The sequence below is a fragment of the Jiella sp. M17.18 genome (assembly GCF_041027365.1).
Classification (GTDB): domain Bacteria; phylum Pseudomonadota; class Alphaproteobacteria; order Rhizobiales; family Rhizobiaceae; genus VKMB-3413.
Genome location: NZ_JBFTEH010000001.1, coordinates 113,899 through 134,272, shown reverse-complemented (window position 1 = coordinate 134,272; position 20,374 = coordinate 113,899). Strand labels below are relative to the sequence as shown.

The 20,374-nt window shown below is 69.0% G+C and carries 20 protein-coding genes; 12 read left to right on the top strand and 8 right to left on the bottom strand.

Features of this window, described 5'->3' with window-relative positions:
* Positions 1-21: 21 nt before the first annotated feature.
* From AB5S17_RS00635 to AB5S17_RS00580, 12 genes are all read left to right on the top strand, one after another.
* A complete protein-coding gene (locus AB5S17_RS00635) occupies positions 22-1,278 on the top strand; it encodes a methyltransferase (protein ID WP_369235085.1) in 1,257 nt (418 codons plus the stop codon).
* Positions 1,279-1,338: 60 nt separating this feature from the next.
* Entirely contained in the window at positions 1,339-2,280 is a 942-nt protein-coding gene (gene bchC, locus AB5S17_RS00630) for a chlorophyll synthesis pathway protein BchC (RefSeq protein WP_369235083.1), read from the top strand.
* Positions 2,277-3,296: a chlorophyllide a reductase iron protein subunit X gene (locus AB5S17_RS00625; protein ID WP_369235081.1), complete on the top strand. Its 1,020-nt coding sequence runs from the start codon at positions 2,277-2,279 to the stop codon at positions 3,294-3,296. Before bchC ends, AB5S17_RS00625 begins: the two co-directional genes overlap by 4 nt.
* A gap of 10 nt (positions 3,297-3,306) precedes the next feature.
* Positions 3,307-4,902, top strand: coding sequence for a chlorophyllide a reductase subunit Y (gene bchY, locus AB5S17_RS00620; RefSeq protein ID WP_369235079.1), 1,596 nt, complete (start codon positions 3,307-3,309; stop codon positions 4,900-4,902).
* A complete protein-coding gene (bchZ, locus tag AB5S17_RS00615) occupies positions 4,903-6,354 on the top strand; it encodes a chlorophyllide a reductase subunit Z (protein ID WP_369235077.1) in 1,452 nt (483 codons plus the stop codon). It begins immediately after the preceding gene.
* Between the two features lie 70 nt (positions 6,355-6,424).
* Positions 6,425-6,652, top strand: coding sequence for a hypothetical protein (locus AB5S17_RS00610; protein ID WP_369235075.1), 228 nt, complete (start codon positions 6,425-6,427; stop codon positions 6,650-6,652).
* A gap of 84 nt (positions 6,653-6,736) precedes the next feature.
* Positions 6,737-6,967, top strand: coding sequence for a light-harvesting antenna LH1, beta subunit (pufB, locus tag AB5S17_RS00605; RefSeq protein WP_369235073.1), 231 nt, complete (start codon positions 6,737-6,739; stop codon positions 6,965-6,967).
* 12 nt (positions 6,968-6,979) lie between these two features.
* Positions 6,980-7,171 (top strand): light-harvesting antenna LH1, alpha subunit, encoded by a 192-nt coding sequence (pufA, locus tag AB5S17_RS00600; protein WP_369235071.1) that lies wholly within the window; start codon positions 6,980-6,982, stop codon positions 7,169-7,171.
* 84 nt (positions 7,172-7,255) lie between these two features.
* Entirely contained in the window at positions 7,256-8,095 is an 840-nt protein-coding gene (gene pufL, locus AB5S17_RS00595; RefSeq protein ID WP_369235069.1) for a photosynthetic reaction center subunit L, read from the top strand.
* Between the two features lie 14 nt (positions 8,096-8,109).
* Positions 8,110-9,093, top strand: a complete 984-nt coding sequence (gene pufM, locus AB5S17_RS00590) for a photosynthetic reaction center subunit M (RefSeq protein WP_369235067.1) — start codon at positions 8,110-8,112, stop codon at positions 9,091-9,093.
* Positions 9,090-10,922 (top strand): photosynthetic reaction center cytochrome PufC, encoded by a 1,833-nt coding sequence (gene pufC, locus AB5S17_RS00585; RefSeq protein WP_369235065.1) that lies wholly within the window; start codon positions 9,090-9,092, stop codon positions 10,920-10,922. The genes pufM and pufC overlap by 4 nt, the downstream gene beginning before the upstream one ends.
* A 268-nt stretch (positions 10,923-11,190) precedes the next feature.
* The gene (locus tag AB5S17_RS00580) at positions 11,191-12,567 is read left to right on the top strand and encodes a TrkH family potassium uptake protein (protein WP_369235063.1); all 1,377 of its coding nucleotides are present in this window, start codon (positions 11,191-11,193) and stop codon (positions 12,565-12,567) included.
* Between the two features lie 103 nt (positions 12,568-12,670).
* On the opposite strand, the gene puhE is transcribed toward AB5S17_RS00580, so the two are convergent.
* The 8 genes from puhE to bchM form a co-directional block, all read right to left on the bottom strand.
* Complete coding sequence (gene puhE / locus AB5S17_RS00575) at positions 12,671-14,755, bottom strand: putative photosynthetic complex assembly protein PuhE (RefSeq protein WP_369235061.1); 2,085 nt, start codon at positions 14,753-14,755, stop codon at positions 12,671-12,673.
* 94 nt (positions 14,756-14,849) lie between these two features.
* Positions 14,850-15,941, bottom strand: a complete 1,092-nt coding sequence (gene acsF, locus AB5S17_RS00570; protein WP_369235059.1) for a magnesium-protoporphyrin IX monomethyl ester (oxidative) cyclase — start codon at positions 15,939-15,941, stop codon at positions 14,850-14,852.
* Positions 15,938-16,240, bottom strand: a complete 303-nt coding sequence (locus AB5S17_RS00565; protein WP_369235057.1) for a hypothetical protein — start codon at positions 16,238-16,240, stop codon at positions 15,938-15,940. Before AB5S17_RS00565 ends, acsF begins: the two co-directional genes overlap by 4 nt.
* Positions 16,237-16,737 (bottom strand): photosynthetic complex assembly protein PuhC, encoded by a 501-nt coding sequence (puhC, locus tag AB5S17_RS00560; RefSeq protein WP_369235055.1) that lies wholly within the window; start codon positions 16,735-16,737, stop codon positions 16,237-16,239. The genes AB5S17_RS00565 and puhC overlap by 4 nt, the downstream gene beginning before the upstream one ends.
* Before the next feature lie 28 nt (positions 16,738-16,765).
* Positions 16,766-17,431 carry a photosynthetic complex putative assembly protein PuhB gene (puhB, locus tag AB5S17_RS00555; protein WP_369235053.1) on the bottom strand — a complete coding sequence of 222 codons (666 nt, stop codon included), beginning with the start codon at positions 17,429-17,431 and terminating at the stop codon, positions 16,766-16,768.
* On the bottom strand, positions 17,428-18,213 hold the full coding sequence (gene puhA, locus AB5S17_RS00550; protein WP_369235051.1) for a photosynthetic reaction center subunit H: 786 nt from the start codon (positions 18,211-18,213) through the stop codon (positions 17,428-17,430). The genes puhB and puhA overlap by 4 nt, the downstream gene beginning before the upstream one ends.
* A gap of 24 nt (positions 18,214-18,237) precedes the next feature.
* Entirely contained in the window at positions 18,238-19,671 is a 1,434-nt protein-coding gene (locus tag AB5S17_RS00545) for a BCD family MFS transporter (RefSeq protein ID WP_369235049.1), read from the bottom strand.
* Complete coding sequence (gene bchM, locus AB5S17_RS00540; protein WP_369235047.1) at positions 19,668-20,372, bottom strand: magnesium protoporphyrin IX methyltransferase; 705 nt, start codon at positions 20,370-20,372, stop codon at positions 19,668-19,670. Before bchM ends, AB5S17_RS00545 begins: the two co-directional genes overlap by 4 nt.
* Positions 20,373-20,374: the final 2 nt, after the last annotated feature.

Sequence of the window (20,374 nt, the reverse complement as noted above, 5' to 3'; positions counted from 1 at the left end):
CGTCCAAGAGGTTTGACGCCTATGTCTCAGACGGACGAGCGACCGGCGAATGCCGATCCCCGCAGCACCCCCGAGCGGGCTTTCGACTGGACCGACCCGATCCGCGAGCTGCGCCGGCTGACGCGCCCCTGGCGCGAGGGCTGGCAGCGCTACCGCAATGCGCAGCTGTCCGACCGCGGCTTCCAGATCCGTGCGGCACGGTCCTTCCTGACGCGGCCCTTCGCGCGGCGCGCCTCGCGGCGGCTGTTCGACCTGACGGCCGGCTTCGTCTATTCGCAGATCCTCTCGGCGGGCGTGGAACTCCGGCTCTACGACCGGCTGGCCGAGCGGCCGCGCACGCTCGGCGAGGTCTGCGCTTCGACCGGGCTCGGCGAGGATGCCGCCCGGCGCCTGCTGCGCGCCTCGGCAGCGCTCGATCTCGTCGAGATCGACGATTCCGACGACGAGACGCTCTACGGCCTCGGGCCCCTCGGCGCCGCGCTGGTCGCCAATCCGGGCGCGCAGGCGATGATCCGCCATCACGGCGCGCTCTACGACGATCTGCGCGACCCCGTCGCGCTGCTGAAGGGCGAAACCTCCGAGACCGCGCTGTCGCGGCTGTGGCCTTACGCCGCGGGCCGCCAGCCCGAGCACGAGGGCGAAGCGGCCGGCGAAGCGCCGGAGTTCGACGCCGCGGCCTATACCGATCTCATGTCGGCGAGCCAGGACCTCGTCGCCGACGAGGTGCTGTCCTCCTACGACTTCTCCTGGGCGAAGACGATGCTGGACATCGGCGGCGGCGACGGGCGCTTCCTGCAGAAGGTCGCCCAGCGCTATCCGGCGATCGACCTCCACCTCTTCGACCTGCCGCCGGTCGCCGCCATCGCCCGGCAACGCCTGTCGCACGCGCGCCTCGGCGGCCGGATCACCGTCCATGAGGGCGACTTCTTCGAAACGCCCTTCCCCGGAGGCTACGACTTCGTCAGCCTCGTGCGCATCCTGCACGACCACGAGGACGACGCCGTCGTCCGCCTCCTCACCAAGATCCGCGAGGGCCTGAAGCCCGGCGGCATCGTCATGGTGGCCGAGCCGATGGCCGGCAGCCGCCATTCGGCGCCGGTCGCGGACGCGTATTTCGGCTTCTACCTGCTCGCCATGGGCCGCGGCCGGGCGCGCACGCCGAAAGAGCTTGGACGGCTCCTCAATGCCGCAGGCCTTTATCGCGTCAGGGAAATCCCCACCGCCCTGCCGGTGGCGACCCGCATCCTGCTCGGCGAATTGCCGCGCCGCAGCGTCTGATTGAGTTGACAGTCGCAAGTGTCAATGTAGATTTACAGTCGTTAGCGAGGAGCACGCATCGTGCCGACCGAGTCCCATGCCATCCTGTTCGACCGCCCCGGCCACCTGTCGGCCCGGCGCCTGGCGCTGAACGCGCGCCAGGCCGGCGACGTCGTGGTGGAAGTCGCCGCCTCCGGCGTCAGCACGGGAACGGAGCGCCTGCTGTTCACCGGCGAGATGCCGCCCTTCCCCGGGCTCGGCTACCCGCTGGTGCCGGGCTACGAGGCGGTGGGGATGGTGGCGGAGACTGCCGAAGAGGGCGGCCTGCCCCTCGGCACCCGGGTCTTCGTCCCCGGCTCCAACGGCTTTTCCGGCGCCCGCGGCCTGTTCGGCGCCTCCGCCTCGCATCTGCTGGTGCCGGAGCAGCGGGTCGTTCCCGTGCCCGAGGCCCTCGGCGACGAGGCCGTCCTCCTGGCGCTGGCCGCGACGGCCCACCATGCGGTGCGCGCCGGTGCTTCTCTCCCCGAACTGATCGTCGGCCACGGCGCACTCGGCCGGCTGGCCGCCCGGATCGTCAGATCCCTCGGCGGCCGAGCGACCGTCTGGGAGACGGCTTCTGCCCGGCGCGGCGGCTCTGCCGGCTACGACGTCGTCGACCCCGCGGACGACGACCGCCGCGACTACCGCACGATCCTCGACGTCTCCGGCGACAGCGGCATCCTCGACAAGCTGATGCCGCACCTGGCGCGCGGCGGCGAGATCGTGCTGGCCGGTTTCTACAAGCAGCCCGTCGCCTTCGCCTTCCCCCCGGCCTTCATGCGCGAGGCGCGCCTGACGATCGCCGCGGAATGGCGGCCCGACGACATGGCCGCCGTCACTGCGCTCCTGACCGAGGGCCGGCTGTCGCTCGGCGGCATCCTGACCCATCGCAGCCGTCCGGCCGATGCCGAAGCGGCCTATCGCACGGCGTTCGAAGACGCCGACTGCCTGAAAATGACCCTGGATTGGAGAGCGAACGCATGAACGCTCTGACTAACATCAAGACCGCGAGCGGCTCGACCGCCGACATGGTGGCCCGCCTGCGCGACGAGGCGGCGCAGGGGCCGGACGCGGTGTCCACCGCCCCGGTCACCAAGGAGACGCAGATCATCGCGATCTACGGCAAGGGCGGCATCGGCAAGTCGTTCACCCTCGCCAATCTCAGCTACATGATGGCGAGCCAGGGCAAGCGCGTCCTGCTCATTGGCTGCGACCCGAAATCCGACACCACTTCGCTCTTGTTCGGCGGCAAGGCCTGCCCGACCATCATCCAGACCTCCTCGGCCAAGAAGGCGGCCGGCGAGGAGGTCGACATCTCCGACGTCTGCTTCAAGCGCGACGGCGTCTTCGCGATGGAACTCGGCGGCCCCGAGGTCGGCCGGGGCTGCGGCGGGCGCGGCATCATCCACGGCTTCGAGCTCCTGGAGAAGCTCGGCTTCCACGACTGGGGCTTCGACTACGTCCTCCTGGACTTCCTCGGCGACGTCGTCTGCGGCGGCTTCGGCCTGCCGATCGCCCGCGACATGTGCCAGAAGGTCATCGTCGTCGGCTCCAACGACCTGCAGTCGCTCTACGTCGCCAACAACGTCTGCTCGGCGGTGGAATATTTCCGCAAGCTCGGCGGCAATGTCGGCGTCGCCGGCATGGTGGTGAACAAGGACGACGGCACCGGCGAAGCCGCCGCCTTCGCCAAGTCGGTCGGCATTCCGATCCTGTCGGCCATCCCCGCCGACGACGACATCCGCAAGAAGAGCGCGAACTACCAGATCGTCGGCAAGCCCGGCGGCCGCTGGGCGCCGCTGTTCGAGACGCTCGCGACCAACGTCGCCGAGGCGCCACCCCTGCATCCGACTCCGCTCGACCAGGACGGGCTGCTCGGCCTGTTCGGCGACGAGGAGACCGGCCGCGACGTGCAGCTGCAGCCGGCGAGCCTCTCCGACATGATGGGCCGGCCGGTGGTGCAGCGCCCGTCCCTCGAAGTCGTCTACGACAACGCGTGAGGCGGCTCCGATGGATTACGGCTCCCGCGACATCGACACCGACCGCCTAGCGGACGCGCCCGCCGAGCCGGCGCGCGCCGACGCTGCGCCCAGCGTTTCCTCTGCCCGGCCGGCGACGGAGGGCGACGCATCCTGCCATGCCGGCCGCGACCAGATGCGCGCTGCGGCGGCGAAGGCCGGCCAGAGCGAGACGCTGGACCGCTACGCCAGGGACTATCCCGTCGGCCCGCACGACCAGCCGCAGTCGATGTGCCCGGCCTTCGGCTCGCTGCGGGTGGGTCTTCGGATGCGCCGCACCGCGACGGTCCTCTCCGGCTCGGCCTGCTGCGTCTACGGCCTGACCTTCACCTCGCATTTCTACGGCGCCCGGCGCACCGTCGGCTATGTCCCGTTCAACTCGGAGACGCTCGTCACCGGCAAGCTGTTCGAGGACATCCGCGAGGCGGTGCACCAGCTCGCCGACCCGGCGCTCTACGACGCCATCGTCGTCACCAATCTCTGCGTCCCGACCGCTTCCGGCGTGCCGCTGCGGCTCCTGCCGAAATCGATCGACGGCGTGCGGATCATCGGCATCGACGTGCCAGGCTTCGGCGTGCCGACCCATGCCGAAGCGAAGGACATCCTCGCCGGGGCAATGCTCGCCTATGCCCGCGGCGAGGCCGAACAGGGGCCGGTCGCCGCACCGCGCCAGCCGCGCACCGACAGGCCGTCTGTGGCGCTTCTCGGCGAGATGTTCCCGGCCGACCCGATGGTGATCGGCCGGCTGCTCGAGCCGATGGGCCTTGCCGCCGGGCCGGTCGTGCCGACGCGGGAATGGCGCGAGCTCTACGCGGCGCTGGACTGCACCGTCGCGGCCGCGATCCACCCCTTCTACACCGCCTCGATCCGCGAGTTCGAAGCGGCCGGCCGCACGGTCGTCGGTTCCGCGCCCGTCGGCGTCGACGGCACCGCGGCCTGGCTGAAGGCGGTCGGCGAAGCCGCGGAGGTTCCCGCCGAGAGGATCGCCGCCACCCAGAATGCCATCCTCCCGGCGATCCGCGGCGCGCTCGCCGGCTCGCCGATCAAGGGCCGGATCACCCTGTCCGGCTACGAGGGCTCGGAGCTTCTCGTCGCGCGCCTGCTCGTCGAGAGCGGTGCGGATTTGCGCTATGTCGGCACCGCCTGCCCGCGCACGGCCTGGTCGGATCCCGATCGCGAGTGGCTGGAGGCGAAGGGCGTCCACGTCAAGTTCCGCGCCTCGCTGGAAGACGACCTCGCGGCCTTCGCGGAATTTGCGCCCGACCTTGCCATCGGCACGACGCCGGTCGTCCAGAAGGCCAAGCAGTCCGGCACGCCGGCGCTCTACTTCACCAACCTCATTTCCGCCCGCCCGCTGATGGGACCGGCCGGCGCCGGTTCGCTCGCCGAGGTCGTCAACGGCGCGATCGCCTCCAAGCCCCGCTTCGACAGGATGCTCGCCTTCTTTGACGGCGTCGGGTCGGGGCACACCAGCGGCATCTGGGAGGACGTCCCGCCGGCGCCGAAGAAGCCGAAGATCAGGGCCGACGTAAAGATCGGGGTGAAGTCGAAGACCGCCTCCTACGATGCCGGCATGGGGGACGCCTAGATGCTCGTCCTCGATCACGATCGTGCCGGCGGCTACTGGGGGGCCGTCTACGTCTTCACCGCGGTGAAGGGCCTGCAGGTCGTCGTCGACGGCCCGGTCGGCTGCGAGAATCTGCCGGTCACCTCGGTGCTGCACTACACCGACGCGCTGCCGCCGCACGAGCTGCCGATCGTCGTCACCGGCCTGTCGGAGGAGAACCTCGGCCAGACCGGCACGGAAGGCGCGATGAAGCGGGCACATGCGACGCTCGACCCGGCGCAGCCGGCGGTCGTCGTCACCGGCTCGATCGCCGAGATGATCGGCGGCGGCGTCACGCCCGAAGGCACCAACCTCAAGCGCTTCCTGCCGCGCACCATCGACGAGGACCAGTGGCAGTGCGCCGACCGGGCGCTGAAGTGGCTGCTGACCGAGTTCGGCCCGAAGAAGGGCAGGATCCCGGCGCCGCGTGAACGCAAGGACGGCGAGAAGCCGAGGGTCAACATCATCGGCCCGGCCTATGGCATGTTCAACATGCCCTCGGACCTCGCCGAAATCCGCCGGTTGATCGAGGGGATCGGCGCCGAGGTGAACCTCGCCTTCCCGCTCGGCGCGCATCTCTCCGACATCCCGAAGCTGACGATGGCCGATGCCAATGTCTGCCTCTACCGCGAATACGGCCGGCAGCTCTGCGAGGCGCTGGAGCGGCCCTATCTGCAGGCGCCGATCGGCCTGCATTCGACCACCGCCTTCCTGCGCACGCTCGGCGAGATGCTGGGGCTCGACCCGGAGCCCTTCATCGCCCGCGAGAAGCACACGACGATCAAGCCGCTCTGGGACCTCTGGCGGTCGGTGACGCAGGACTTCTTCGGCACGGCGAGCTTCGCGGTCGTCGCCAACGAGACCTATGCCAGGGGGATCCGGCACTTCCTCGAAGACGAGATGGGCCTTCCCTGCCGCTTCGCCGTTCCGAGGCTCGCCGGACAGAAGACGCTGAACGACGACGTCCGCCGCATGGTCCGCGAGACGCCGCCGCTCGTCCTCTTCGGCAGCTACAACGAGCGCATGTATCTCGCCGAGACCGGCGGGCGCGGCACCTTCATTCCGGCGTCCTTCCCCGGCGCGGCGATCCGGCGGCACACCGGCACGCCCTTCATGGGCTATTCCGGCGCGACCTACCTCGTTCAGGAAGTCTGCAACGCGCTGTTCGACGCGCTCTTCCACATCCTGCCGCTCGGCACCGAGATGGACGCCGTGGCGCCCACCCCGGCAAGGCGTCATGCGGAGCTGGCCTGGTCGGCCGATGCGAGCGCCGCGCTGGAGGCCGCCGTCTCCCGCGAGCCGGTTCTCGTCAGGATTTCCGCGGCAAGGCGCCTGCGCGATGCGGCGGAGGCCGCCGCACGCGCCGAGGGGCGCCCGACCGTCGACCGCCGCCACCTTCCGGCCGCCCGTCTCGCCGCGGAGGAACCCGCATGAGCCGGCTTCCCCGCGCCCTTACCCGCCCTTCGACACAGCCAGCAACCAAGGCCGAACAGGAGACCGTCCGATGAGCCTCGTCAACCATGCCGGCAGCGCCCTCTTCCGCTCGGAGCGGCAGGAATACCGGATCATCTACGCGCTCTCCTTCCCGCTGTTCCTGGCTGTGGCGCTGATCTCCCGCATTCTCCCCTCGCGGCTGCGGCCGATCGCGATCGAGCGCGGCGGCTACTTCCAGGTGATCGGCGACGCGCGGGCGGCCGCGCATTCGGTCCTCCCCTACGCCTTCATGCGATAGCGCGCGGGAATTTGAAGCTTCGAGCGCGGCGACCGGGGCATCCCGGCCGCCACACGAAGGCAGTCGAACCAAGGAGAAAGGAACATGGCAGAAAACCTCGTAGCCGGACGGGAGGCGGGAACGCTTTCCGGCCTGACGGAAAGGGAGGCGCAGGAGTTCAATTCGCTCTTCTTCCTCTCCTTCGCCGTCTTCGTCGGCATCGCGATCGTAGCGCACATCCTCGTCTGGCTCTGGCGGCCCTGGCTGCAGACCCCGGACACGGTGCATGTGTCGGCTCTCGACGTGGTGCACCCCCTCCTCACGATGATCTCCTAAGGAGGCGCAACCATGTGGCGCATGTGGCTGCTTTTCGATCCGCGGCGGGCCCTGATCGGCCTGTTCACCTTCCTTCTGGTGCTCGCGCTGCTGATCCACTTCATCCTGCTGTCGACCGCGCGGTTCAACTGGCTGGCCAATCCGGTCCCGCCGGGCAACGCGCAGCAGACCGGCCAGCTGATGACCCCGAACGCCGACGCCTGAGCGTCGACGTCCGCCAAGCATCGGGGCGGCGGCCTCTCGCCGCCGTCCCGCACTGATCTCGTCCATTTCAGGAAGGGCCACGCCATGGCGATGCTGTCATTCGAGCGAAAATACCGCGTGCGCGGCGGCACGCTGATCGGCGGCGACCTCTTCGACTTCTGGGTCGGGCCCTTCTATGTCGGGTTCTTCGGCGTCACGGCGATCTTCTTCGCCGCCCTCGGCTCGCTCCTGATCTTCTACGACATCAGCCAGAGCGGCGAGACCAACATCTTCGCCTTCTCGGTCAACCCGCCCTCGATCAAGTACGGCCTCGGCCTCGCCCCGTTCAACGAGGGCGGCATCTGGCAGATCGTCACCATGTGCGCCTGCGGCGCCTTCGCATCCTGGGCGCTGCGCGAGATCGAGATCTGCCGCAAGCTCGGCATCGGCTGGCACGTCCCGATCGCCTACTCCGTCGCGTTCTTCGCCTATCTGTCGCTGGTGGTGATCCGCCCGCTGCTGCTCGGCGCCTGGGGTCACGGCTTTCCCTACGGCATCATGAGCCATCTCGACTGGGTGTCGAGCGTCGGCTACCAGTTCCTGCACTTCCACTACAACCCGGCGCACATGCTGGCGGTGACCTTCTTCTTCACCACCACCATGTTCCTCGGCCTGCATGCCGGCGTCATCCTCGCCGCCGTCAATCCCGGCAAGGGCGAGGTGGTGAAATACGGCGAGCACGAGAACGCCTATTTCCGCGACTACATCTTCTATTCGATCGGCCCTTACGGCATCCACCGGCTCGGCCTGTTCTTCGCGCTGAACGCCGGCTTCTGGAGCGCGGTCTGCATCATCATTTCCGGTCCCTTCTGGGACGGCGGCTGGCCCTACTTCTTCGACTTCTTCCTGAAGACCCCTGCCGCCATCGGCAACATCGCCTACTAGAGGGGGACGGCGCGATGGGCTCCTATTCCAGCATCTACAACCGCATCCAGATCCGCGGGCCGTTCGACCCGGGCGTGCCGATGCGGCCGGGCGAACTGCCGCGGATCCAGGCGAAGAACTTCTCCTACTGGCTCGGCAAGATCGGCGATCCGCAGCTCGGGCCGCTCTATCTCGGCTGGACCGGCATCGCCTCGCTCGCCTTCGGCTTCATGGCGATCGAGATCATCGGCCTCAACATGTGGGCCTCGGTGGACTGGGATCCCTACGCCTTCGTGCGCAACCTGCCGTTCCTGTCGCTGGATCCCCCGCCGGCGAAGTACGGCCTCAACATCCTGATCCCCCTCGGCGACGGCGGCTGGTGGCTGCTCGCCGGCTTCTTCCTGACCATGTCGATCCTGCTCTGGTGGGCGCGCAGCTACATCAGGGCCCGGGCGATCGGCATGGGCACCCACACCTCCTGGGCGTTCGCCTCCGCGATCTTCCTCTACCTCTCGCTCGGCTTCTTCCGGCCGATCCTGATGGGGTCATGGTCGGAGGCGGTGCCCTTCGGCATCATCACCCACCTCAACTGGACGGCCTCGGTCTCGGTGCTCTACGGCAACTGGTACTACAACCCGTTCCACATGCTCTCGATCGTCTTCCTCTACGGCTCGACCATGCTGTTCGCCATGCATGGCGCGACGATCCTCGCAGTCTCGCGCTTCGGCGGCGAGCGGGAGGCCGAGGAGATCGTCGACCGCGGCACGGCGGCCGAGCGCGGCGCATTGTTCTGGCGCTGGACAATGGGCTTCAACGCGACGTTTGAATCGATCCATCGCTGGGCCTGGTGGTTCGCGGTGCTGACGACGTTCTGCGGGGCGATCGGCGTCCTGCTCACCGGCACGGTCGTCGACAACTGGTATCTGTGGGGCGTCAAGCACGGCATCGCGCCCAGCTACCCGTCGGTCTACCCGGCCTTCCCGATCCCGCATGACGTGACGCGGAGTGTGGTGCAATGAGACCGGCCAGGCTGAGATCCGCCCCCATCGTCGTCGGCATCATCGCCCTCGCCCTGTTCTGCGTCGGCGTGATGGTGCCGCCCTGGGTCATCCCGCCGATCCAGTCGATCGAGACCGGCCCGGCAGCGCTCGAAATGGTGCAGTTCAAGGACAGCCGGCCGCTGCCCTATTCGGAGAAGCCGGAGCCGCTGGAGCCGGCCGACAACACCGGCAGCCCGAAGGCGAGCACCGTCTACCAGAACGTCCAGGTGCTCGGCGATCTGACCGACGCCGAGTTCACCCGGCTGATGCTGGCGATGACCTCCTGGGTCGCGCCCAAGCAGGGCTGCGAATACTGCCACAACCTCAACTCGGACGCGGGCTTCGCCGACGACAGCCTTTACACTAAGAAGGTGGCGCGTCGCATGCTGCAGATGGTGCGCTACATCAATTCGCACTGGGCCCAGCACGTCGCCCCCTCCGGCGTCACCTGCTACACCTGCCATCGCGGCCAGAACGTGCCGCCCTGGACCTGGTACGAGCAGAAGAAGCCGTCCGGCGACCATTTCCTCGGCAAGCCGCGGCCCTGGCATCTCGAGGCGAAGACCATCCGGCAGTTCTTCCCGGACGTGCCGTACAACGAATATCTGATGGAGGACCACAAGAGCGCGCAGATCCAGTCGGAAGATCCGCTGGTCTCGTTCCGCGGCAAGGCCGAGGTCGCCAAGGAGCAGGACGCCGAGGACCTCTACCTCCTGATGATGCAGATGGCCCAGTCGATGGGCGTGAACTGCACCTTTTGCCACAGCTCGCGGGCCTTCTTCGACTGGTCGCAGTCGACGCCCTATCGCTGGATCGCCTTCTGGGGCATCCGCATGGCCCGCGACCTCAACACCAACTACATCGAGCCGCTGAAGACCGTTTTCCCGGCCAAGCGCAAGGGCCCGCTCGGCGACCCCGCCAAGATCGCCTGCGGCACCTGCCACGAGGGCAACAACAAGCCGCTCGGCGGTTACCGCCTGCTCGACCACTACCTCGCCGGCCTCACCGAGGACGGCAAGGCGCCGGATCCCGCGCCGAAGCAGGCGATCCTGCTCGGCAAGGCGATCCCGGTGGCCGTCTCGGGCAGCGATCAGAAGCCCCAGCCGGCGCCGATGCCCGCTCCGGTCTCGAAGAAGGCGATCGAGCAGTCGGTCGCGCCTGCCGGCAGCAGCCAGGGCGCCAAGACACCGCCGGGCGTCGCCGTTCCGGGCGGCGGCCAGAGCGGCCAGAGCGGCGCCGACTACAAGTCGCAGGCGAACCCGCCGCAGACCATCGGCAGTCCCAATCTCGGCGGCACCGTGACCCCGGTGCCGCAGGAGAAGAACGTCTCGCCGCCGGCACCCGAGCCGACCGGGACACAAGCCCCGATGAACTCGAAACCGCAATATCTCGCCCCCGGCACGCCGATGGAGCCGAAGCAGGAGATGGGCACGGCCAACGCACCGGATACGGGCCTGCCGCCGAGCACGCAGCTGCCGGCCGACAAGACGCAGGGCAAGAAGACGCCGGAGGAACAGGAGAAGTCGCCCGAGGCCGCGCCGCTGCATCCGCAGGCGCCGAGCGGCGCGAACAATCCGGCGGCGGAACCCCTGGCGAAGACGCGGGTCGAGCCGGCCGGGGCCAATCCCGCGCCGCAGGCGAACGGCACAGCGCCGTCGGCAACCGGCGCCGGCACAGGCGGTTCGCAAGGAAACAGCGCCGCGCCGGCTCCGGGCGTCGCCGTTCCCAAGCCGGACGGCCAGGCACCGGCCGGCGGCAGCGCTCCCGGCAAGGGCCCGGCCCAGGGCACCACCACCCGCTACCAGTAGCGGCGCTGCAAACGTTGAACGACCAGGGCGGGCGTCGCAGGGCGCCCGCCTTTTCTATGCGACGAGCGGACTGCACGGTGGCCGTCCTCCGTCCCTCCTCGGCGCATCCCTCGCCGCTATATCCGCCGGCACGCCCCGGGAGCCGGCGGCGGGACAGGCGGGGATGGTCGAGCTTGGGTGAGGTCGAGATGGGCTGCGGCGCGGTCGTGGCAGCGGGGACGCTCTTCGCCCCCGCGTTCTGCCCGGTTCCGGCGAGGCGCGAAGGCGCGTGACGAAGCTCGCCCGGAAGCTTTTGAGCCTGCGGTTCTTCGGCGGCGGGCGGGCAGCCCCCGCGAAGATCCCGCGCCGCTCCTCGAAGCCGGCACGCTGGCTGCTCTTCGGCTACCTCGCCTACATGCTGGCCGGCTGGATCCTCCTGTCGCTGCCCTTCGCGCATAAAACGCCCGTCGGAGCCGCGGACGATCTCTTCATCGCCGTCTCGGCGGTCTCGACGGCGGGGCTGTCCACGATCGACATCGCAGGCAGCTACACCCTCTTCGGCCAGATCGTCATCGCGCTGATGATGCAGCTCGGCGGCATCGGCTACATGACGGCCGGCTCGTTCACGCTCCTCGCCATCCGCAACCGCATGAGCCGCACGCGCGAGGACGCGGCGCGCACGGCCTTCGCGCTGCCGGATTCGATCGAGCCGAAGGCCTTCATCCGCTCCGTCATCCTGTTCACCCTCGCCTGCGAGGCGGTGGGCGCGATCGCGCTCTATCCCTTCCTCGCCGCGGCCAAGGTCTCAGCGCCGGCCTGGAGCGCGATCTTCCATGCGATCTCGGCCTTCTGCACGGCGGGGCTCAGCCTGCAGGCGAACAGTCTCGAGGCCTTCCGCGGCGCTGTCGGCGTGAATCTCGTCATCGCCGTCCTCTGCCTCCTCGGCGCGATGGGCTTCATCGTCGTCGTCGACGCCACGAAGCGCCTCGCCGGACGCGAGCGGGAGCCGGGCCTCGCGAGCACCGTCATCGTCCGGGTGACGCTGGCGCTGATCGCCGGCGGCACCCTCCTGCTCTTCGTCATCGATCCCGCCCTCGCCGTCCTGCCGCCGGCCGAGCGGCTGATGACGGCGTTCTTTCAGGTGGTGGTGAACTCCACCACCGGCGGGTTCGACACCGTGCCGCTGGGGACGCTGTCGAAGGCGAGCCTGCTCGTCCTGATGTTCCTGATGGTCGTCGGCGCCTCGCCGGCCGGCACCGGCGGCGGCATCAAGACCACGACCTTCGCCGCCCTCCTCGCTCTGGTGCGCTCGGTGCAGAAGGGCCGGGCCAGCGCGCGGCTGTTCGGTCGCTCGATCCCGACGGCGCAGCTGCAGATCGCGACCGCCACGCTGACGTCCTACCTTCTGCTGCTCCTCGCCGGGCTGCTGGTGCTTTTCCTGACCGAGCCCGACGCCCCCTTCGACGCGGTCCTGTTCGAGGCGATCTCGGCCCTCAGCACGGTCGGCACCAGCCTCGGCCTCACGCATCACCTCTCGACGCTCGGCAAGCTGACGATGGTCGTCCTGATGATTGCCGGCCGCGTCGGCGTCCTCAGCTTCGCCATCGCCGCCTCGGGCAGCCATCGCGACGGCCTCGAAGACGACGACAACGAGATGGCGCTCTGAGAGGTCTGCAACGAAAAAGACGACGGCCGGCGGTCCGTCGTCTCCGTCATTCCGATTGCAGCGCACCGCCGGGCGCCGGCGCGGCGCCCTCAGCCGGGCCGCGTCACTCCGCCGGCAGGACGTTCGCCGCCGGGGTGTCGATGGTCGGCTGAACCGGCAGCCGCTCGGCCAGGTCCTCACCGACTGCCGCACCATCGGAGACCGCGAAGGCGCGGTCGAGCCAGGCGAGGTCGAGTTCGCTGCCGATCGCCAGAGCCCGGGGCTTCTCGTCCCGCTGCGGCACATGCGCGGCGATCGAGGCGCGGCCGCCGGCGACGTCGAAGCGCAGCCAGCCGGTTTCCGTCCGGGCGATGCCCTTCATCCGGTCGACGGTCCCGGCCCGGCCGGCCACGACCTCGGCCAAGGTCGCGCGCAGGCGGTCCCCGTCGAGGTCCTGCGACAGGTGCCGGCTCCAGGACGTCATTCCCATACCGGGCTCGTCGTGGTGGTGGCCGTGGTGCGCATGGTCGTGATCGTGGTGATCATGGTCATGGTGGTCGTGATGATCGTGCGAATGGATCGCGTGATCGTGCCGGTCGGCCGCAGCGGCGCCATGATGATGGCCAGCCGGATGATGATCGCCGTGCACCGGTCCATGGCCAGGGGAATGGGCATGATCATGATCGTGCGCTTCGGCGTGGCCGGCGGCATCGGCCGCGTGCGGCGCATGTCCATTTCTTGTCCCTGCAGGCTCGCGGGGCGCGAGCGCCGCCGCCGGCTGCGCTTCGGCATGGCGAACCGCCCGGCGCGGCGCGTCCATCGCCTCCTCGTCCGAGGCCTCGCTCCACCGGGCGAGCGCCGTCGCCGGATCGAGCGCGCCGTCGACGACGCCGTAGCGCGCGGTGAGGATGGTCGCGGCGGGATTCAGTCCGGTCAGCGTCTCGCGGATCGTCTCCACCTCGCCGGCCGAGACGAGGTCCGTCTTGTTGAGGATGAAGACCGGCGCGAGCTTGGCCTGGATGCGGAAATAGTCCGGCATGCGGGCGAAATCGCGCAGGAACGCGCCGGCGTCGATGACCGTGTACAGCCGGAGCGCTCTGGTCAGCGCGCGGATCTCCGGCTCGTGCAGGACGCGCAGCAGCGAGGCGACGTCGGCAACGCCCGACGGCTCGATCAGCACGCGCTGCGGCTTCATCTTCGCGACCACCTCGCGCAGCTGCGCCGAGAGGTCCTTGCGCAGCGAGCAGCAAATGCAGCCGTTGGACAGTTCCACGACGTCGGCGCCCTGCCCTTCGAGCAGCGACCCGTCGATGCCGAGCTCGCCGAAGTCGTTGACGAGAACGACGGTCTTCACGTCCGGATCGGCCTCGGCCAGCATCCGGCGCAGCGTCGTCGTCTTGCCGGCGCCGAGGAAGCCGACGACGATCTCGGCCTCGAAGGGTGTGCGCTCGCCGCGCGACTTCAGCGCCGGCGACCAGATCGCGCCCGCCGGCATCGGCAGGACCAGCATCCAGTGCTCGAGGATCGCCAGCGCCATCAGGACGGCGAGGAAGGTGTAGCCCGCCCGCTCGAACATCGAGGCGTCCGCCGACGTCGCCGCGACGACGAGCAGCGCCGTGATCACCGTCGAGATGGTGACGGAGAACGGGAAGAGCAGGTTCATCGAGCGCTTGTTGAGGAAGCCCTTCAGGAACTCCAGATGCTCCGGCAGGAACTCCTCGTTGAGGTTGCGCACGCCGAAGAACACGTTGAGCTTGGCGCTCTGGTGCATCCACCACAGCACCATGAAGGTCCACAGGCCGATATGGTTCGGCGCCCCCCAGGTCAGCCCGACGACCGCTCCGGCCGCGACGATGATCGCCAGCTCATGGTAGAGGCTGGTCTGCACGGCATGGCCGAAATGCTTCAGCCCGCGGCAGTTCTCCGGGCACGGCGCTTTGCGCGGCCCGGTGACGTAGCCCATGTAGAAGCTCATCTCCTGCCAGCCCCAGGCCAGAAGGCCGAAGGTGAAGGCGAGGTAGGCGCCGGTGACCGAGGCGTCGCGCGCCGAGGTGTAGAGACCGATTAGCGAGACCGCGAAGACGATGGTCGCCCCGACCATGGAATACTTGAAGGTCCAGCGCTTCAGCCCGTCGAGATAGATGATCAGGACAGTCGACGCCCACCAGACGAACAGGGCGAACAGAGCGGGATAGAGATAGGCGGTCATGTCGCGTCTCCAGATGAGCCGAGGCGCGGCCATGTCGGCCCCGCGGCGGGAGAAGAGACGGGCGCGCGCCGGAAGGGCGGCGCCCGAAGAGTGCTCACCAGACCGGGACCAGCTTGCTGTCCCGTGGGATGGCATTGCGCTTCACCGGCAGCATGAAGAGCCGCGCGAAGGTCGCCGCCGCCCGCGCCTTGCCGGTCCAGGTGCCGATCCTGCCGGCGATGCCGCCGCGCGCCGCAGCCACTGCGATGTCGTCGTTGATCGTCAGCAGCCGGTCGAGGCCCGCCCGGAAGCGCGGATCGTCGATGTCGAGCATCACCGGGAAGACCTGGCGCGAGATCTCGGAGGTGATCCGAAAGACCTTGAAGCCGTAGTCCGAGGGGTCGATGCCGAGCGCCTTGTGGAACTCCGGCCGGGCGTGGTCGCGCACATACATCGTCGCGAAGACGGCGAGCAGGAAGAAGCGGATCCAGAGCTTGTTGCGCCCCTCCAGCGTCTTCTTCTCCGCCCGCATCAGCAGCGAGAAGGCCTCGCCATGGCGGAACTCGTCGTTGCACCACTTCTCGAACCACTTGAAGATCGGGTGGAACCGGTTCTCCGGATGCTTCTCCAGATGCCGGAAGATGGTGATGTAGCGGGCGTAGCCGATCTTCTCGGACAGGTAGGTCGCGTAGAAGATGAACTTCGGCTGGAAGAAGGTGTACTTCTTCGCCTTGGTCAGGAAGCCGAGATTGACGCCGATCCCGAACTCCTTGAGCGCATCGTTGATGAAGCCGGCATGGCGGGCCTCGTCGCGGCTCATATAGGAGAACAGCTCGCAGATGTCGGGGTTCGTCCCGCGCCGCTTCATCTCCTTATAGAGCACGCAGCCGGAGAACTCCGCCGTGAGAGAGGAGACGAGGAAATCGACGAACTCCTTGCGCAGGCCCTCCGGCAGGTCGTCGAGCGAGACCGTGTTCCAGTTCTCGTCGCGCCGGAAATGCCCGCGGTTCGGGTCGGACTTCATCTCGGCGATCAGCGCGTCCCATTCGCGCCGCACGCCGGAGACGTCGACCTTGTCCAGCTTGTCGAAGTCGGTGGTGTAGAAGCGCGGCGTCAGCAGCGTGTCTTCCTGCGCCTTGCGGGTGGTCTCGTTCGGCGCTGTCCCGCCGAGCGGCGCGGCGCCGGCGACTCTTGCATGCGCGTTCATAGGGCTGCCCTTTCGGAAAAGGAGAATTCGCACAGTTCCATGAATTCGAGATCGCCGGTCAGCCGCGTCCATGTCCGCTCCAGCCATCCGGCCCGGCGGATCGTCGCGGTGCGGCGGAAGGAGGCGGTCTCGCCATAGGGCACGGCGACCGGCGCGCCGTGGACGAGCACCTCGTCGCCGGGCTCGACGGTCACGCCCCCGTCGAAGCGGACATGGGCGTGCAGGCTGTCGAAGGTATTCGAGACTTCCACCGTGCAGGAAACGTCTTCCTGCCGGCCACTGAAAAGTCGATCGATCATTGTCCCTCCTCCCGCTCGGGATTCAGAAGATTGGCGAAGGCCATCGCCTGGTTCTCGCCGAAGGCGCGAAGATCCACCTGCTGCGGGGTGTCCGGATCCTCGATCACCAGCCGGCCGTCCGACTTCAGCGCGAGGACGAACGGATCTCCCTCCCGGGCGCCCTTGCGCGCGCGGTTGCGCTGAAGGTTGCGCAGCACCTCGACGGCAAAGGCGCCGCCGCCGGCCGGCACGCTGATCAGCGCCTGACGGCTGTCGGCGTCGATCACGGCAACGCTGCCGTCCGGATGCTCGCTGAGCGCGATGTCGCGATGCGCGAGCGACTTCAGCTGCGGGGTGTCGGCGAGCCCGATCCCGGTGACCCGGCCGAAGCCGATGGAGACGAGCGCGGTCACCGCGAGCGCCCCGGCGCCGGCGAGGATCCAGCGCGGGATCGGCCGCTCCGGCGTCGGATACATCTTGAAGGCGCCGCTGCGCATCGCCGCCGCTAGAGCTTTCATCGTCTCGCCTCCGTCTCGCGACCTGCGTTCAGACTGCTGCCGGATGGCCGCTCGGCAGCCGCTCGGACCGCTCCCGCGGCACAGGCACGGCGACGCGCTGGCCGCCCTGCGTCGCCGCCAGGGCGCCGGCGATCAGCCGCACCGCCTCGGCGCAGTCGGGGACCGCGCGCAGCATCGGCTCGGCGGAAAAGAACCGCCACGGCCGGGCGTAGGGCCAGAGCTGGAAGTACGACGGGCGCCCCTTCTTCGGCAGCGTCAGCGGGATGTCGCCGCTGCCATCGGCATAGAGCCGGACGGCGGCGTGATCGACGTCCTTCAGCGGGATGTTCAGCTGCGCCGGCAGCGCCACGCCGAAGCGCAGCACCAGGCGCCGCTCGGTGAGGGTGAAGCTGGTCGCGCGCGCGATGAGGAAGGAGAGCAGCATGACGAGGCCGATCGCCACCCCGAGCGTCGGCAGCATCGGCGCCGCATCCGCCAGCCCCGTCGCCCAGGAGCCGGTGTCGTGATGCGTCACGCCGAGGCGCCAGAGCGCGAAGACCAGGAAGTAGGCGACGATCGCCCTGAGCCGGAAGGCCCCGAGCGCCAGGCGCCACCAGTCCGGGCGCGCCTGCCAGAGGATGCGCTCGCCGGCGGGCAGTTCGCCCTCGGCCACGACGGGCTTGAAGTGGTCGAATTCGTCGAGCTCTTCGGTCATGACAGGGCGTCCTTGATCGTCGCGCCGTCGAAGAAGGCGCCGCCGGCGAAATAGCCGTTGATGCGGTCTTCCTCGCGCATGGTGATCTGGTTCTCGCTGGCGAGCGGCGGGATGCGGGAGAACTGCGCGCGGGTGAGCGAGGAGAAGTGCACCTCGCCGCGCCAGCCTTTGATCGCGGCGAAGGCGAGCGGCGCCATGGCGCGCCGGCCGCCGGTCTCGGCGTTCAGCTCAACCTCGAGATAGCGCACATGATATTCGTGCGAGTTGAGCCACAGGTCCGCGACGGTGCCGACGACGAGGCCGTCGCGCGAGACCACGGTCATGCCGATCGGGTTCGGATCGGTCTCCTCGATGTAGTAGTGCGGCTGGTTGCGCATCGGCACGAGCTTCAGCGACCCGTCGACGGTGAGGTCCGGCGTGTCAGCCTTCAGCGCATAGGACGCCGGCCCGATGCCGTCGACCAGCGGGTCGCCCGCCGGCATGATCGGCGCGCCGGGGAATTCGTAGGCCGGAAAGGCGTTCAGCTCGCGGTCGCGATGCGGGCGCGGCACGATCGTCTCGCCGCCATGCATCAGCTTGAACACCTTGGGCTTGGGCAGCGGCGGGAAACCGACGACCTGGACCCGCCCGCCGGTGCGGTCAGTCCGGTCGCTCTCCAGCGGATAGCCCTCGCGCTTGTCCTCCTGCCGCAGGTGGAAGACCAGCCCGAGGAAGAAGAAGAAGAACAGGTAGACGAGCAGCAGCGGAATATCGAACTGCTCCGTGAAGCCATAGCCGGGCATGAGGTTCGTTCCTTCCCTATCGGACTAGTTCGGCAGGTCGGCGAGGCCGAAATGGCGCGCCGGAGCCGGGCGTGGCTGGATCTTCTGCGGCCGGATCAGCGGCCCGAGGACGGCGAGCGCGGCAAAGACCAGAGCGATCTCGACCCCGTAGACGACGCAGTAGCCGGCCGCCGGCGTGCCGAAGGCGGGGCCGAGCCAGCCGGAATGGACGAGGCCGCCGACACCGTCGCGGATGAAGCCGCCGATGGCGACCGCGAGGCCGATCGCCATCGCCTGCACCGCGCTCCAGGCGCCGAGCGCCAGGCCGCCGCTGCCTTCGGTGACGAGGCCCATCGCCGAGATCAGCATGGAGACGGCGAAGAGCCCGCTGCCGATGCCGATCGTCGCGGTTCCGATGCAGAAGACGGCGACCGACTGGAAGGGCGAGGAGAGGATCACCGCCATGAAGCCGGGAATGCCGACGAGCAGGCCGATCGCCGCAATGACGCGGGGATTGCCGCCCTTGCCGAGGACGCGCGCGGCGAAGACGTAGCCGAGCAGGCTGCCGGCCGAGAACAGCGCGGTCAGCAGCGTCGTCGAGCCGACCCGCATGTGAAGGACCGAGCCGCCATAGGGTTCGAGCAGGATGTCCTGCATGCCGAAGGCGGCGCTGCCGACGGCGAGCGCCGAAAGCAGCCGCGTCAGGTCCTGCTGCCGGCGAAACGCGGCGAAGGCTTCGCGAAAGCGTGGACGCGCCTCGCCCGAAGGCGCGATGTCGCGGCGGCGCGGCTCCTGCTTCCACATGGCAATGCCGGTGAGAGCGATGGTGACGAGCGCCGAGCCCTGCAGCACCTGGATCAGCCGCAGCGTCGAGAAGTCCTGGAGCAACCGGCCGATGACGATCGCCCCGCCGACCATGCCGACGAGGAGCATGGTGTAGAGCATGGCGACGACGCGGGGCCGCTTTTCCTCGGGCGCGAGATCCGTCGCCAGCGCCAGCCCCGCGGTCTGGGTCGTGTGCAGGCCGAAGCCGACCATCAGGAAGGCGAGCGTCATGCCGGCCTCGCCGTAGAGCGTCGTACCCGGCGGGCCGTCGGAGAGGAGGAGCAGCGAGAACGGCATGACCGAGAGGCCGCCGAACTGGACCAGCGAGCCGAACCACATGAAGGGCACCCGGCGCCAGCCGAGATAGGAGCGGTGCGTATCCGACTTGAAGCCGATCAGCGTGCGCGCCGGCGCCGCCACCAGCGGCAGCGCCAGGGCGACGGCGATGACCGAGACGGGGATGCCGAGTTCCACGGCCATCACCCGGTTCAGCGTGCCGCCGAGCAGCACCATGGTGATGCCGACCGAGATCTGGAACAGCGACAGCCGGAACAGCCGCCCCAGCGGCAGCTCCGTCGTGCCGGCATCGGCGAAGGGCACGAAGGTGCGTGCAAGGAGATCGAAGCTGACGATCCTGCGGCCGATCGAGCTCATGAGCGGACGAACTCCATCCCGTGCGACTTGTAGAAGCCGCTGGCGACGCGGCGCTCGGCGCCGAGGCTCCAGCCCGAGAGGCTCGGATGGGCTTCCAGCCGATCGCGGAAGCAGTCGATCGCGACGGGCACGATCGCCGGCGCCCGGTCGCCGCGCGGGAAGAGGCGGCCCGCGCGATGCATGAGGGCGAGGAGCGGCGTCTTCGGCGCCAGGGTGAAGGCGATCGAGCCGTTCGTGCGCGCCGCGAGACTCGCGAGCGCCGCGGCGGCGTCGTCCGGCTCGTAATGGATCAGCGAATCCATCAGCACGACATGGTCGAAGCGGCCGTGGGCGGCGGCGAGCATGTCGCCGCTCTCGAAGCGGATGGGAGCCGACAGGCCCTCGCCCGCCGCGAGATCGCGGGCATGCACGATCAGCGTCGGCGAGAGGTCGACGGCGACGACCTCGGCGCCGCGCTTGGCGAGCGCCACCGCCAGCGCCCCGGTGCCGCAGCCGGCGTCGAGCACGCGGCGGCCGGACAGGTCCTCCGGCAGCATGGCGAGGAGGCTCGCGCGCATCGCATCGCGGCCCGCCCGGACGCTCGCCCTGATGCGGCCGAGCGGCGCGTCGGAGGTGAGCTTCTTCCAGGCGTCCGAAGCCGTCCGGTCGAAATAGGTCTCGATCTCGGAGCGCCGGATCTCGTAGGTGGCAATCTCGCTCATCG

Coding starts and splice junctions, on each gene's coding strand:
- AB5S17_RS00635 (WP_369235085.1), top strand. CDS start 22: ATGTCTCAGACGGACGAGCGACCGGCGAATGCCGATCCCCGCAGCACC.
- AB5S17_RS00625 (WP_369235081.1), top strand. CDS start 2,277: ATGAACGCTCTGACTAACATCAAGACCGCGAGCGGCTCGACCGCCGAC.
- bchY (WP_369235079.1), top strand. CDS start 3,307: ATGGATTACGGCTCCCGCGACATCGACACCGACCGCCTAGCGGACGCG.
- bchZ (WP_369235077.1), top strand. CDS start 4,903: ATGCTCGTCCTCGATCACGATCGTGCCGGCGGCTACTGGGGGGCCGTC.
- AB5S17_RS00610 (WP_369235075.1), top strand. CDS start 6,425: ATGAGCCTCGTCAACCATGCCGGCAGCGCCCTCTTCCGCTCGGAGCGG.
- pufB (WP_369235073.1), top strand. CDS start 6,737: ATGGCAGAAAACCTCGTAGCCGGACGGGAGGCGGGAACGCTTTCCGGC.
- pufA (WP_369235071.1), top strand. CDS start 6,980: ATGTGGCGCATGTGGCTGCTTTTCGATCCGCGGCGGGCCCTGATCGGC.
- pufL (WP_369235069.1), top strand. CDS start 7,256: ATGGCGATGCTGTCATTCGAGCGAAAATACCGCGTGCGCGGCGGCACG.
- pufM (WP_369235067.1), top strand. CDS start 8,110: ATGGGCTCCTATTCCAGCATCTACAACCGCATCCAGATCCGCGGGCCG.
- pufC (WP_369235065.1), top strand. CDS start 9,090: ATGAGACCGGCCAGGCTGAGATCCGCCCCCATCGTCGTCGGCATCATC.
- puhE (WP_369235061.1), bottom strand. CDS start 14,755: ATGACCGCCTATCTCTATCCCGCTCTGTTCGCCCTGTTCGTCTGGTGG.
- acsF (WP_369235059.1), bottom strand. CDS start 15,941: ATGAACGCGCATGCAAGAGTCGCCGGCGCCGCGCCGCTCGGCGGGACA.
- AB5S17_RS00565 (WP_369235057.1), bottom strand. CDS start 16,240: ATGATCGATCGACTTTTCAGTGGCCGGCAGGAAGACGTTTCCTGCACG.
- puhC (WP_369235055.1), bottom strand. CDS start 16,737: ATGAAAGCTCTAGCGGCGGCGATGCGCAGCGGCGCCTTCAAGATGTAT.
- puhB (WP_369235053.1), bottom strand. CDS start 17,431: ATGACCGAAGAGCTCGACGAATTCGACCACTTCAAGCCCGTCGTGGCC.
- puhA (WP_369235051.1), bottom strand. CDS start 18,213: ATGCCCGGCTATGGCTTCACGGAGCAGTTCGATATTCCGCTGCTGCTC.
- AB5S17_RS00545 (WP_369235049.1), bottom strand. CDS start 19,671: ATGAGCTCGATCGGCCGCAGGATCGTCAGCTTCGATCTCCTTGCACGC.
- bchM (WP_369235047.1), bottom strand. CDS start 20,372: ATGAGCGAGATTGCCACCTACGAGATCCGGCGCTCCGAGATCGAGACC.